Genomic DNA, 13,409 nt, shown 5'->3' with positions numbered 1-13,409 from the left:
TTAATATTTTTAGCCCTTAATGTATCGCGCTAGGCTTAGAACAAGCCCTATAGCGATGCAATTCGCTAAAAGCGAACTCCCTCCATAGCTCAAAAACGGCACCGCTAGACCTTTAACCGGAAGAATCCCACCCACCCCAAAGGCGTTGATCACCAAAGAAAAACTAATAAGCAACACCACGCCCACGCAAAATAGCGAATATTTTGGCTCTTTCAAGCGGTTAGCGATCCTAAAAATCAAAACAATCAAAACAGAAAACAAAATAAAACAAACGCATAGCCCCAAAAATCCCCATTCTTCGGCGATCCCAGCTAAGACCATGTCTGTATGCACTTCGCTCAAAAATCCAAGCTTGATTTGCCCTAGCCCAAGCCCTTGCCCCAACAACCCCCCATTATGCATGGCATTGCCTGCATGAAAGACTTGATAGGATTCGGGCAAGTCGCTTATTCTAAGAGCGTTCGCTAATCTATCCGGCAAGAGCGTGAAAAGCGAGTTTTGCAAATTAGACCACCACAATTTCAGGCGCAAAATCCTATGCTCGCTTGTAACAATCGCTAAAACGCTGATCGCAAACGCCCCTGAAACAATCAAACCAAACAAATGCGCACTCCCCCCAGAAAAAACCAACAACACCGCTAAAACCGCCCCCAAAAGAACGATCTGCCCCAAATCGTTTTGCAAAATCCCCACCCCAATCGCTAAGGCTACAAACACCACCGAATAAGGCACAAAAGTGATGAGTTCTTCTTTGACATTAGCCTTTTCTTTTGCCACAAAGGTGCGAGACAAACTCCACGCAAGAAAAAAGGTGAAACCAATCTTTAAAAACTCCAAAGGCGCTAGAGAAAAAAACCCCAAACGAATCCATCGCTTCGCCCCCCCTGCACTACTAGAAAGGCTTTCTGGCAAAAAAAACATGCCAATAATGAGTAATGATGGGACAAAAAGAAGAAAAAACCCCAAACGGCTAAACCACTTGCTAGGATCAACCCTAGACAACCCCCACATGATAATAATGCCCATGATCGCGCTTGAAAGCTGGCGTATGAAAAAATGGAATTCCCCATAATGATACAGCACCACTGTGGTGTAAGTTGAGAGCGAATAGCTCATCAATACCCCTAAAAAAATCAACAACGAAGCGCAAAAAAACAGGTTTCTGTCTGTAGTCATTAGGATTTCCTTATTTTGGTTTTTGAATAGGCGTTATTTTAAGGTATTTTAGGGGTATTTTACACTATAATGGCTCTGAATTGGCTTAGTGCTCAAGCTTAAGCATGCTTTGAAATTGATCGCATTCTTTAATGAAAAAGCGAGAAAAAAGCGAGCCGGTTTTGGAATGCTTTTTGCATGTTATTAATTTGCAAGGGTTTAAAAAAGGGGTTTTGATGGATTTTTCTAAAGCGTTTGGATTGGTTTATAAGGCGTTGGATTATAGGGCTTTAAGGCAGGATATGATCGCTTCTAACATCGCTAATGTGGATACCCCCTTTTACAGGCCAAAGGATTTGGATTTTGAAAGCGTTTTAGCGAAGAAAAAAGCAGAAATTTTTGAAAACCAAACCAGTAAAGTTTTGCCTTTAGCCCACACTAACCCTAGGCATTTAGACTTTGAAAATAGCGTTAAAGATGGGGCGAGTCTTTTTTTTAGGGACGGGCATTTGGCTAAAAATGATGGCAACAGCGTGGATTTAGACATTGAAACGAGCGAAATGGGCAAGAACTCTACCATGTATTTAGCCTTGAGTTCAGCCTTAAAAAAGTATCGAGGCGTGATCAATTACGCCATTGATTCCAGTAAGAATTTATAGTTAAGGGAAAGCATGTTTTTATCTTCTTTTGATATTAGCGGTTATGGTTTGTCCGCCCAACGCTTAAGGGCTAATTTGATTTCTTCTAATATCGCCAACGCTAACACCACACGCACGAGCGAAGGAGGCCCTTATAGGAGGCAAGAAGCGGTGTTTAGGGCTTTTGATTTCAACGAGATTTTAAATCAAAAAATCGCCCAAAACAATCAAATTATCCCCTATGAAGACCCTTTAGATGAAGGCGATGACAACCCCTTAATCCCCATTACAAGCGTGGTGGTGGATAAGATTGTGCGCGATGATAGCGAGCCGTTGATGAAATACGATCCCAGCCACCCTGACGCTAACGCTCAAGGCTATGTGGCTTACCCCAATGTGAATGCGGTGGTTGAAATGGCGGATTTAGTGGAAGCGACTAGAGCTTATCAGGCCAATGTTGCAGCCTTTCAAAGCGCTAAAAACATGGCGCAAAACGCGATTGGCATGTTACAAACATGAATGATTTGTAACAATTTATGGTAGTATAAGGAAATTTAGGTAGTATTAGCCAAAGATCAGTAGAATACAAAATGAATAAAATATTTAATAGAGTTAGATTTTTAAAAAAGAGCTTAAGGAGGTTCTATGCAAGCCATACACAATGATAAAAGCTTATTGAGTCCTTTCTCTGAGCTTAACACGGACAACAGGACTAAAAGAGAAGAATCAGGTAGCACCTTTAAAGAACAAAAAGGTGGGGAATTTTCTAAACTTTTGAAACAATCTATCAATGAGCTTAACAACACTCAAGAGCAGTCTGATAAAGCCTTAGCCGATATGGCGACAGGGCAAATCAAAGACTTGCACCAAGCGGCTATCGCCATAGGGAAAGCTGAAACGAGCATGAAACTCATGCTTGAAGTGCGCAACAAAGCGATTAGCGCTTATAAAGAGCTTTTAAGAACGCAGATCTAGTCTCTTAAGTGGCTTCTCTTTAAATGATCGCTTGGTCTTTTTTTAAAGAGAGGGTTCGTTGTTGTTGCACCCCATTTTAACAGATTTTACCATCAAACATTCATGTTCTCATGCGTTGTGAAAAACCGAAGCTACGCCATTTTCAAGTAAGCGTTCATGGATAATAAAAACATTGATCCTAACTTCAACCCAGAGCGATTTTTAGAAACCCAAAAATACAAGGGTTCTGTTACAGCATTAATCTTTTTATTGCTTTTTATCGTTTTTTTAATGGTGGCTTTTAAGAAAGCTTTTTTTGCCCAAGCCAACATGCCCACTCTAGTGATGAGCAAACAAGACACTGCGGCTAGGGGGACTATCCATAGTCAAGACAACTACAGCCTGGCCGCTTCGCAAACCCTTTTCAAACTGGGCTTTGATACAAGGTTTTTAAACCCGGATAAAGAAGATTTTTTCATTGATTTCCTTTCTATTTATAGCAATATCCCTAAAAAGTCCTTAAAAGACGCCATCAATACGAAAGGCTATATTATTCTAGCCTATGATCTCACGCCCAATATGGCCGCTAATATTAGGGACTTGAATAAAAAATTTTTAACCTTTGGGGTTTTTCAAAATTTCAAAGACGCGCACGATAAGGTGTGGCAAAAGCAAGGGCTAAACATTGAAGTGAGCGGCGTTTCTAGGCATTACCCTTATCAAAATAGCCTAGAGCCAATCATTGGCTATGTGCAAAAACAAGAAGAAGACAAGCTCACTTTAACTACCGGTAAGAAAGGCGTTGAAAAATCTCAAGATCACTTGCTTAAAGCCCAACAAAATGGCATAAGAACAGGCAAAAGAGACGTGAGTTTTAATTTTATCCAAAACCACTCTTACACAGAGGTTGAAAGGCTTGATGGCTATGAGGTGTATTTGAGTATTCCTTTAAAACTCCAAAGAGAAATTGAAACCCTATTAGATAAAACCAAAGACAAACTCAGGGCTAAAGAAATCCTAGTGGGTATCATTAACCCTAAAAGCGGGGAAATCTTATCGCTGGCTTCAAGCAAGCGCTTCAATCCTAACGCCATTAAAACCAGCGATTATGAAAGCTTGAATTTGAGCGTTGCTGAAAAGGTTTTTGAGCCAGGCAGCACGATTAAACCCATTGTTTATTCCTTGCTGTTGGATAAGAATTTGATCAACCCTAAAGAACGCATTGATTTAAACCATGGCTATTACCAATTAGGAAAATACACCATTAAAGACGACTTTATCCCCAGTAAAAAAGCCGTTGTGGAAGACATTTTGATCCAATCTAGCAATGTGGGCATGATAAAAATCAGTAAAAACTTAAACCCAGAGGATTTCCATAACGGGCTTTTAGGCTATGGATTTTCTCAAAAAACGGGCATTGACTTATCCTTAGAAGCCACAGGGAAGATCCCTCCTTTGTCCGCTTTCAAGCGTGAAGTGTTAAAAGGGAGCGTCTCTTATGGCTATGGGTTGAACGCGACTTTTTTGCAGCTTTTAAGGGCTTATGCGGTGTTTTCTAATGAAGGCAAATTAACTACCCCCTATTTAGTGCAACGAGAAACCGCCCCTAATGGCGATATTTACATCCCTAGCCCCAAACCCACATTTCAAGTCATCAACCCAAAAAGCGCTAGGAAAATGAAAGAAACCTTAATCAAAGTGGTGCGTTATGGCACAGGCAAAAACGCTCAATTTGAAGGGCTATACATAGGGGGTAAAACCGGCACGGCTAGGGTTGCTAAAAACGGGAGTTATAGCGCAGAATCCTACAACAGCTCTTTTTTTGGGTTCGCTGAAGATGAAAGGCAGGTTTTTACTATCGGCGTGGTTATTTTAGGCTCGCACGGCAAGGAAGAATATTACGCTAGCAAGATTGCAGCCCCTATTTTTAAAGAAATCACCGAAATTTTAGTGCGTTACAATTACCTATCGCCCTCTATTGCGATTCAAAACGCATTGGAGAAAAACCGCTTTAAGATAAAATAAAAGGCTCTTTTTAACCCAAACTCCAAAAAAGGAGTCTAAAGTTGCCGGATCTGCTGTATTAGGGCTAAATTTAGAGGATAGATTAGAAAAAGTCTATTCAAGTTAGATTGAACCCAATTAAATAAAATGAGACTTGCATGATCCCTAGAAAGACAATCAAAACTAACCCTTAAATCAAAAAGAATGCGGATTAACTTGTTATTGTAATTTAAACGCAAAGTTTACAATAGGCGAGTGTTCAAAATTTAATCAAATAATGTAAAATTAGAGCGACTATAAACTTGGCAGTATCAACTAGGCTCATTAAAAGGCGAAATTCAAATGATTAAAAGCGTAGAGATTGAAAATTACAAAAATTTCAAGCACCTTAAAATGGAAAATTTTAAATAAAGAAAGTTGAAAGGTTAGAAGAAACAACCTTTAAAGGTTGTTTTCTAAAATCTCACTTCATTTGCAAAGCCACTTCTTCAGCGAAATTCTCTGCCTTTTTCTCAATGCCTTCGCCCAATTCAAAACGCACATACTCAGTGATTGTTAAATCATCATCCCACTCTCTGGAACAATCAGCAACCACTTGAGCGATAGTTTTTTTATCGTCCATGACATAGAATTGCCCTAAAAGGGTCAGGCGTTGATCAATCAGGGTGTTATCAGCGATGAATCTTTCCATTTTTCCAGGAACGATTTTATCCCAGATTTTTTCAGGCTTGCCCTGCTCTTTTAGTTCGTTTTCAAAAGCCTTTTTTTGATGGGCTAAAACTTCATCGCTCAATTCAATGCGGCTCCCAAAAGTGGGGATGTTTTTTAAAGGTTTGCCCAAGCGTTTAGCCTCTTCATTGTCTTTTTCAATTTCAGCGATCAAGGCTAAAGTTTCTTTTTTGACAAAATCAAGGCTAAAGTCTTTGCAATCTAGCACTTGAGGCTTCATCGCTGCGGCATGCATAGCGATGTTTCGGGCTAGTTCAACCACTTTTGGAGCGTTTTTCTCATTATCGTATTTTATACCGATTAACACACCCACTCTGGCGTTAGAATGCGCATAACCATTGACAATATGAGAGCTAGGGGCTTTTAAATAAGCGATTTTTCTCACTAAAATGTTTTCACCAATCACAGCGATTTGAGAGTGCAAATATTCTTCAAAAGGCTTGTTGTCTAACAGGATTTTAAGTAGCTCTTCTGGGGTATGGATGTTATGGGCTTTGATCGTTTCTAAAGTTTTTTTCACCAATTCCTTAAAGCCCTCATTTTTAGCCACAAAATCCGTTTCGCTATTGATTTCTACCATCATTGCGCTTTTAAAATCAGACGCTACTTCTAAAGCGACCACGCCCTCAGCAGCGATCCTATCGGCTTTTTTAGCGGCTTTACTCAAGCCTTTTTCGCGCAAGAAATCAATGGCCTTTTGCAAATCCCCAGCCACTTCCACAAGGGCTTTTTTGCAATCCATCATGCCCGCATCGGTTAAGTCCCTTAATTTTTTGACTAATTGAGCGCTAATTCCTGACATTATTCGGCTCCTTGAGTGATTTCTTTTTGGATTTCAGCGAGCATTTCTTCTTTTTCTTCATTGCTCACGAACTCTATCTCTTCGCTATTTTCATCCGCATGGACGATTTCTTCTTGCATGAGTTCTCGCCCCTCTAAAATCGCTTCGCTCATTTCTTTACAAAATAGCCTGATAGAGCGGATCGCATCGTCATTTCCAGGAATGGGGTAATCCACTAAATCAGGGTCGCAGTTAGTGTCCAAGGGAGCCACGATAGGGATATGGAGTTTCCTCGCTTCAGCGACAGCGATTTTTTCTTTAGCCACATCAATCACAAAAATCATATCAGGGATTTTTTTCATGTGGCGCACCCCACCAAGATACTTATCCAGCTTTTCTTTTTTCCTTAAAATCATGAGCTTTTCTTTTTTAGTCAATAGATCAATTTGACCGCTATTTTCCATTTCTTCAATGATTTCTAATTTCCTCACCGACTTTCTAATGGTGCTAAAATTAGTCAGCATGCCACCAAGCCAGCGGTAATTGACATAAGGGACTTGAATGCTTTCAGCAAATTCTTTCAAAGTCTCATTGGCTTGTTTTTTAGTGCCTACAAACATGATACTCTTGCCTTGAGCGCTCGCATCGCGCACGATATTATAAGTGTATCTAAAATAGCGCAAAGTTTTTTGCAAATCAATAATATGGATATTTTTCCTAACGCCAAAAATGAATTTTTTGGTTTTAGGGTTCCAACGCCTTGTTTGGTGTCCAAAATGCACACCGCATTCTAATAAATCTTTCATGGTTACCACGAGAATTCTCCTTAAAGTTATTTTGGTTCTCTTCCTCCATGCTCATTTGATTCTTAAATTCTTAAGAACACCTAAATACAAGGATTAGCATGTGTGAATTTGACGCTGTCTTTGCCTTTATTCCTATTAAAATGATAGAAAAACGACAAAACCCTATGATTATAGCAAAAGATTAAGGTTTTTTAGCTTAAGTAAAAAAGGCTTTTAGGTTATAATAAAGACAAAACAGAAATTTAGGGTAGCTATAATGGATGCAAAAAGACAATGCATGGCTTTAAAGGCTTCAGCAGGGAGTGGGAAAACTTTCGCTTTGAGCGTGCGGTTTTTAGCCCTATTGTTTAAGGGGGCTAATCCTAGCGAGATTTTAACGCTCACTTTCACTAAAAAAGCCACCGCCGAAATGAAAGAGCGCATTTTAGACTATTTAAAAATCTTGCAAAAAGAAAACCTTGAGAGCGGAAAAGAAAAATCCCAAAATATCCTGAAAGAATTAGAAGAAAAATACCATTTAGACCCTAGCTTGGTGCGAAATAGCGCTCAAAAAATCTACCAACGCTTTTTAAACGCTGAAGTTAGGATTAGCACTATTGATGCGTTTTTTCAAAGCATTTTAAGGAAATTTTGCTGGTTTGTGGGGTTGAGCGCGAATTTTGAAGTCAATGAAGACACCAAAGCGCACCAACGACAGCTTAATGAGGGTTTTTTGGGTGCTTTAAACAGCGAACAGCTTGAGGAATTGAGCGTTTTTATCGCTCAATGCTTAAGTTATGATAATTACACAAGCGATTCCATTTTAGAGCGGTTGCGTTTTTTAAAAAACAAGCTCTACTTATTTGATCCTAATAAGAAAGAGCCTGCATTTGATGAAAAGGGTTTTTTAGAAAAACTAAGGAGCTTAAACGAACAAATTCAAAGCATAGAAACAGCGTCAGATAGGGCTAAAACAGCCATTAAATGCGATAGTTTTAGGGGATTTTTAAACAGCTCTTTAACCTGGCTTGAAAAAAAGAGCGAATATCAATCTTTCAAAAAACTTAAAAGTGAAATCCCCACTTTAGAGAGCGAATGCGAAGAGATTGAAAACGATTTAAAACGCTATTATGAAGCCAAAGAAACCGCAATATTTAAAAAATTCCCTAAATTCATCCAGCTTTATGATAAAGCCACTTCTAAAATCCAAGCCCTAGATTTTGATGCGATTAAAGATAAGGTCCATGTTTTATTGAATGGTTATGAAGAAATGCCGGCGGAGTTTTTTTATTTCAGATTAGATAGCAAGATCGCACACATTTTGATTGATGAATTTCAAGACACGAGCTTGAACGATTATAAGATTTTAGCCCCTTTTATTGATGAGATTAAAGCGGGGATAGGGCAAGCGAAATGGCACAGGAGCGTGTTTTTTGTGGGCGATGTCAAGCAGAGCATTTATGCCTTTAGGGGGAGTTTTAGCTCCTTATTTGAAAGCATTTCTAAGGATTTTTACCACGATAATTTGGAATTCAACCACCGCAGTGTACCTTTAATCATTAATTATGTGAACACCATTTTTAAAAAGGCTTATCAAAATTCCCCCACCGCTTATTTGGAGCAAAAATACCCTAAAGCTTCCAACAATAGACATGTTACAGAGGGCTATGTTAAAGTTTCTTTGGTGGCTGATGAAAAAGAATTGTTATTAAATCAGGTCTTACAAGAAGCTCAAAACCTTTTAGAGCATCGTATTGATCCTAAAGACATTACTATTTTATGCGCCACCAATAAGGACGCTTTAGAAATCAAAAATTATTTGCAAGAGCATTTAAGCGAAATTTATCCAAGCACGGAATCTAGTGCGAAATTGTCTCAATTTGTAGAATCTAAAATCATTAAGAACGCTTTAAAATACGCTCTAGCGGAAGAACCTTACAAGCCCTTTTATAAGCACAGCGTTTTAAAACTCGCTGGATACTTGCATGATGATGTGATCGCTTTACCTGGTTTTAACCCCAAAAAAGAGAGCGTGGCAGGCTTTGTGTGGAAAATTATGGAGCAGTTTAAACTTTATGGAGAGCCTGCACAAATCTGCTTGGAATTAGCCATTGGGTGCGAAGACGCCGATGATTTTTTAGAAAAATTAGAGGCTAAATCGATCGCTTCTTTCAATCCAAAAGGCACGCAGATCATGACCATTCATAAATCTAAAGGCATGCAATTCCCTTATGTGATCGTGTGCGAACGCTTGGGCAAGCCTAATTCAAGCCATGCCGATCAACTCCTTGAAGAATATGACGGCACAGAGCTTCTTCGCCTTTATTACAGAATGAAAAATCGTGAGGTCGCGGATAAAGATTACGCTAGGGCTTTAAATAAAGAAGAAGCGGCCAAAGATCACGAAGAAATTAATGTGTATTATGTCGCATTCACTAGGGCTGAGTTAGGGCTGATTGTCGTGGCCAAAGACAAAAAAGAAAGCAAAAACAAAACAATGCACGAAAAATTGGATCTTGTGCCTTTAGAAGAGGGCGAAATTATGCCGGTTATTTCTCCACAAAAAGAGCCTTTAATTACAAGCGCTCTCATCAAGCCCCATGCCTATGGCGAGCAAGTCCAAGAGATAGAAGAAGAGCCTAGCGATTATGAAAAGAATAACGACCAGGAAGCGATCAATTTTGGCATCGCTTTGCACAAGGGGTTAGAATACCAATACGCTTATAATATTCCTAAAAAGAGCGTTTTAGAATATTTAAACTATCATCATGGTTTTTATGGTTTGGATTACCAAGCGTTAGAAGAAAGTTTAGAGCTTTTTGAAAACGATGCAGAGATACAAACTCTTTTTAAAAATCATGCCTTAAGGGGTGAAACGGCTTTTTTATTTGAAGGGGTTGTGTCTAGGATAGATGTTTTATTGTGGGATAGAGGGCAAAATTTGTATGTTTTAGATTATAAAAGCTCTCAAAATTACCAGCAAAGCCATAAAGCGCAAGTGTCTCATTACGCTGAGTTTTTAAAAACTCAAGCCCCCCATTTTAAGATACAAGCGGGCATTATTTACGCTCATAAAAGACTGCTTGAAAAATTATGGGTCCGAAATTAAAAATTTTAAGGTTGTCTATGAATATCAAAAAAACAGAAAACGCGCTCAGTGTGACGCTTAAAAACTTCATTAAAAGCGAGTCTTTTGGAGGGATTTTCCTCTTTTTGAACGCTGTTTTAGCAATGGTGGTGGCCAATTCGTTTTTAAAAGAAAGTTATTTTGCGCTATGGCACACCCCTTTTGGGTTTCAAATAGGGGATTTTTTTATCGGCTTTAGTTTGCATAACTGGATTGATGATGTTTTAATGGCGTTATTTTTTTTAATGATAGGTTTAGAAATCAAGCGAGAATTGTTGTTTGGGGAATTATCCAGTTTCAAAAAAGCTTCTTTCCCTGTGATTGCGGCTCTTGGGGGCATGATAGCCCCAGGATTGATTTATTTTTTCCTTAACGCTGATACGCTCTCTCAGCATGGTTTTGGGATCCCTATGGCGACGGATATTGCGTTCGCTTTAGGCGTGATCATGCTTTTAGGCAAGAGGGTGCCAACCGCCTTAAAGGTTTTTTTAATCACTCTAGCGGTGGCTGATGACTTGGGGGCTATTGTGGTGATCGCGCTCTTTTATACCACGAATTTAAAATTCGCATGGCTTTTAGGGGCTTTAGGGGTGGTTCTGATTTTAGCGGTATTGAACCGCTTGAATGTCCGCTCGCTCATCCCTTACTTGCTTTTAGGGGTGTTGCTTTGGTTTTGCGTGCATCAAAGCGGTATCCATGCGACAATCGCTGCAGTGATTTTAGCTTTTATGATACCGGTGAAGATCCCTAAAGATTCTAAAAATGTAGAGCTTTTAGAACTAGGCAAACGATACGCAGAGACGAGTTCAGGAGCGCTTTTGACCAAAGAGCAGCAAGAAATCTTGCATTCCATTGAAGAAAAAGCGAACGCATTACAAAGCCCCTTAGAAAGGTTGGAGCATTTTTTAGCCCCCATTAGCGGGTATTTCATCATGCCCTTATTCGCGTTTGCAAACGCAGGGGTGAGCGTTGATTCTAGCATCAATTTAGAAGTGGATAAGGTGCTTTTTGGGGTCATTTTAGGGCTTTGTTTGGGCAAGCCTTTAGGGATTTTCTTAATCACTTTTATAGGCGAAAAGCTTAAAATCACCGCGCGCCCTAAAGGCATCAGCTGGTGGCATATTTTAGGGGCTGGGCTTTTAGCAGGGATTGGCTTTACCATGTCTATGTTTATTTCTAATCTGGCTTTCACAAGCGAGCATAAGGACGCTATGGAAGTGGCAAAGATTGCGATTTTACTCGGATCTTTGATTTCTGGGATCATAGGGGCTTTATATTTATTCGCGCTAGATAAAAGAGCGGCTTTAAAGAAATAGCTAAAAATGCTATAATTTGAGATTAAAACATCTTTTAAGGAAATTAAATGGGAACAAGAGACATTCTAACGACGCTTTTACCCTTTTTGGTGTTGTTTCTTATTTTTTATTTTTTGATTGTTCGCCCGCAACGCCAGCAACAAAAAAAGCATAAAGAAATGATAGAAGGCTTGACTAAGGGCGATAAAATTGTCACTCAAGGAGGGCTCATCGTTGAGGTGCTTAAAGCGGAAGCGAATTTTTTTAGCGTGAAGCTCAATGATGACACCACCGCTAAACTTTCTAAAAACTACATAGCGTTCAAACTAGACGAAGAAGCGGTGCAAAATAACAACTAATGAAACTTTTTAACCCTCGTTTAATCGTTTTTATTTGCGCGCTTCTTTTAGGGGTAGGGTTTTCTGTGCCTTCTTTACTAGAAACTAAAGGCCCTAAGATCACTTTAGGTTTGGATTTAAGGGGGGGGTTGAACATGCTTTTAGGGGTACAAACCGATGAGGCTTTAAAAAACAAGTATTTAAGCCTAGCGTCCGCTTTAGAATACAACGCTAAAAAGCAAAATATCTTGCTTAAAGACATTAAATCCAATTTAGAGGGGATCAGCTTTGAGCTTTTAGATGAAGATGAGGCGAAAAAATTAGACGCGCTTTTATTGGAATTGCAAGGTCATAGCCAGTTTGAAATCAAAAAAGAAGCGGAGTTTTATAGCGTGAAGCTCACCCCTTTAGAGCAAGAAGAATTGCGTAAAAACACGATCTTGCAAGTGATAGGGATCATTCGTAACCGCTTGGATCAATTTGGTTTGGCAGAACCTGTAGTTATCCAGCAAGGTAAAGAAGAAATTTCGGTGCAATTGCCCGGCATTAAGACTTTAGAAGAAGAACGGCGCGCTAAAGACTTGATTTCAAGATCCGCTCATTTACAAATGATGGCGGTGGATGAAGAACACAATAAAGATGCGATGAAAATGACGGATTTAGAGGCTCAAAAATTAGGCAGCGTGTTGTTGTCTGATGTGGAAATGGGGGGTAAAATCTTGCTTAAAGCGATCCCCATTTTAGATGGCGAAATGCTTACAGATGCGAAAGTAGTGTACGATCAAAACAACCAGCCGGTGGTGAGCTTCACGCTAGATGCGCAAGGGGCTAAGATTTTTGGGGATTTTTCAGGCGCGAATGTGGGCAAACGCATGGCGATCGTTTTAGACAATAAGGTCTATTCAGCCCCGGTGATTAGGGAGCGTATTGGTGGGGGGAGCGGGCAGATTAGCGGGAATTTTAGCGTGGCTCAAGCGAGCGATTTAGCGATCGCTTTAAGGAGTGGGGCGATGAGCGCGCCCATTCAGGTTTTAGAAAAAAGGATTATAGGCCCGAGTTTAGGGAAAGACAGCATTAAAACTTCCATTATCGCTCTAGTTGGAGGCTTTATTTTAGTGATGGGCTTTATGGTGCTTTATTACTCCATGGCTGGGGTGATCGCTTGTATGGCGTTAGTGGTCAATCTTTTTTTGATCGTGGCGGTCATGGCGATTTTTGGAGCGACGCTGACTTTACCGGGAATGGCGGGGATTGTTTTGACCGTGGGGATTGCCGTGGATGCTAATATCATTATCAATGAGCGTATTAGAGAAGTCTTAAGAGAGAATGAGGGCATCGCTAAAGCGATCCATTTAGGCTATATCAATGCGAGTAGAGCGATTTTTGATTCCAATATCACTTCCTTGATCGCTTCAGTGTTGTTATACGCTTATGGCACAGGAGCGATTAAAGGCTTTGCCCTAACCACAGGCATTGGGATTTTAGCCTCTATCATCACCGCTATTATAGGCACGCAAGGGATTTATCAAGCCCTTTTGCCTAAACTCACTCAAACAAAAAGCCTTTACTTTTGGTTTGGCGTGAATAAAAGAGCTTAGGAGAT

At 39.8% G+C, this 13,409-nt stretch carries 11 protein-coding genes and 2 pseudogenes; 10 read left to right on the top strand and 3 right to left on the bottom strand.

Features of this window, described 5'->3' with window-relative positions:
- Nucleotides 1–9: 9 nt before the first annotated feature.
- On the bottom strand, nt 10–1,176 hold the full coding sequence (locus HPB14_RS07555) for an FtsW/RodA/SpoVE family cell cycle protein (protein WP_000205885.1): 1,167 nt from the start codon (nt 1,174–1,176) through the stop codon (nt 10–12).
- 131 nt (nt 1,177–1,307) lie between these two features.
- On the opposite strand from HPB14_RS07555, the gene flgB reads away from it, so the two are divergent.
- The 6 genes and pseudogenes from flgB to HPB14_RS08685 form a co-directional block, all read left to right on the top strand.
- Entirely contained in the window at nt 1,308–1,814 is a 507-nt protein-coding gene (flgB, locus tag HPB14_RS07550) for a flagellar basal body rod protein FlgB (RefSeq protein WP_000745496.1), read from the top strand.
- A gap of 12 nt (nt 1,815–1,826) precedes the next feature.
- On the top strand, nt 1,827–2,312 hold the full coding sequence (gene flgC, locus HPB14_RS07545) for a flagellar basal body rod protein FlgC (protein WP_000480107.1): 486 nt from the start codon (nt 1,827–1,829) through the stop codon (nt 2,310–2,312).
- Nucleotides 2,313–2,438: 126 nt separating this feature from the next.
- Nucleotides 2,439–2,768 (top strand): flagellar hook-basal body complex protein FliE, encoded by a 330-nt coding sequence (gene fliE, locus HPB14_RS07540; protein ID WP_001147918.1) that lies wholly within the window; start codon nt 2,439–2,441, stop codon nt 2,766–2,768.
- Between the two features lie 23 nt (nt 2,769–2,791).
- Nucleotides 2,792–2,918 (top strand): annotated as a pseudogene (locus tag HPB14_RS08335) (transcriptional regulator).
- 6 nt (nt 2,919–2,924) lie between these two features.
- Nucleotides 2,925–4,772, top strand: coding sequence for a peptidoglycan D,D-transpeptidase FtsI family protein (locus HPB14_RS07535; RefSeq protein WP_000369069.1), 1,848 nt, complete (start codon nt 2,925–2,927; stop codon nt 4,770–4,772).
- 321 nt (nt 4,773–5,093) lie between these two features.
- Nucleotides 5,094–5,159, top strand: a pseudogene (locus HPB14_RS08685) (AAA family ATPase); the annotation flags it as partial.
- 55 nt (nt 5,160–5,214) lie between these two features.
- On the opposite strand, the gene tsf reads toward HPB14_RS08685, so the two are convergent.
- A complete protein-coding gene (gene tsf, locus HPB14_RS07530; RefSeq protein ID WP_000014478.1) occupies nt 5,215–6,282 on the bottom strand; it encodes a translation elongation factor Ts in 1,068 nt (355 codons plus the stop codon).
- Nucleotides 6,282–7,076, bottom strand: a complete 795-nt coding sequence (gene rpsB, locus HPB14_RS07525; protein ID WP_000258276.1) for a 30S ribosomal protein S2 — start codon at nt 7,074–7,076, stop codon at nt 6,282–6,284. The genes tsf and rpsB overlap by 1 nt, the downstream gene beginning before the upstream one ends.
- A gap of 247 nt (nt 7,077–7,323) precedes the next feature.
- Between rpsB and HPB14_RS07520 the strand changes: the two genes are divergently transcribed.
- From HPB14_RS07520 to secD, 4 genes are read left to right on the top strand one after another with little or no spacing between them, the layout of a single operon-like run.
- Nucleotides 7,324–10,155: a RecB-like helicase gene (locus tag HPB14_RS07520; RefSeq protein WP_000339122.1), complete on the top strand. Its 2,832-nt coding sequence runs from the start codon at nt 7,324–7,326 to the stop codon at nt 10,153–10,155.
- A gap of 17 nt (nt 10,156–10,172) precedes the next feature.
- Nucleotides 10,173–11,489, top strand: a complete 1,317-nt coding sequence (gene nhaA / locus HPB14_RS07515) for a sodium/proton antiporter NhaA (RefSeq protein ID WP_001022258.1) — start codon at nt 10,173–10,175, stop codon at nt 11,487–11,489.
- 47 nt (nt 11,490–11,536) lie between these two features.
- On the top strand, nt 11,537–11,827 hold the full coding sequence (gene yajC, locus HPB14_RS07510) for a preprotein translocase subunit YajC (protein WP_000537214.1): 291 nt from the start codon (nt 11,537–11,539) through the stop codon (nt 11,825–11,827).
- Nucleotides 11,827–13,404, top strand: a complete 1,578-nt coding sequence (gene secD / locus HPB14_RS07505) for a protein translocase subunit SecD (protein WP_000765394.1) — start codon at nt 11,827–11,829, stop codon at nt 13,402–13,404. The genes yajC and secD overlap by 1 nt, the downstream gene beginning before the upstream one ends.
- Nucleotides 13,405–13,409 lie beyond the last annotated feature (5 nt).

It is taken from the genome of Helicobacter pylori HUP-B14, assembly GCF_000259235.1.
GTDB classification, from domain to species: Bacteria; Campylobacterota; Campylobacteria; order Campylobacterales; family Helicobacteraceae; genus Helicobacter; species Helicobacter pylori_CU.
This window is presented reverse-complemented; position numbering and strand designations above follow the sequence as displayed.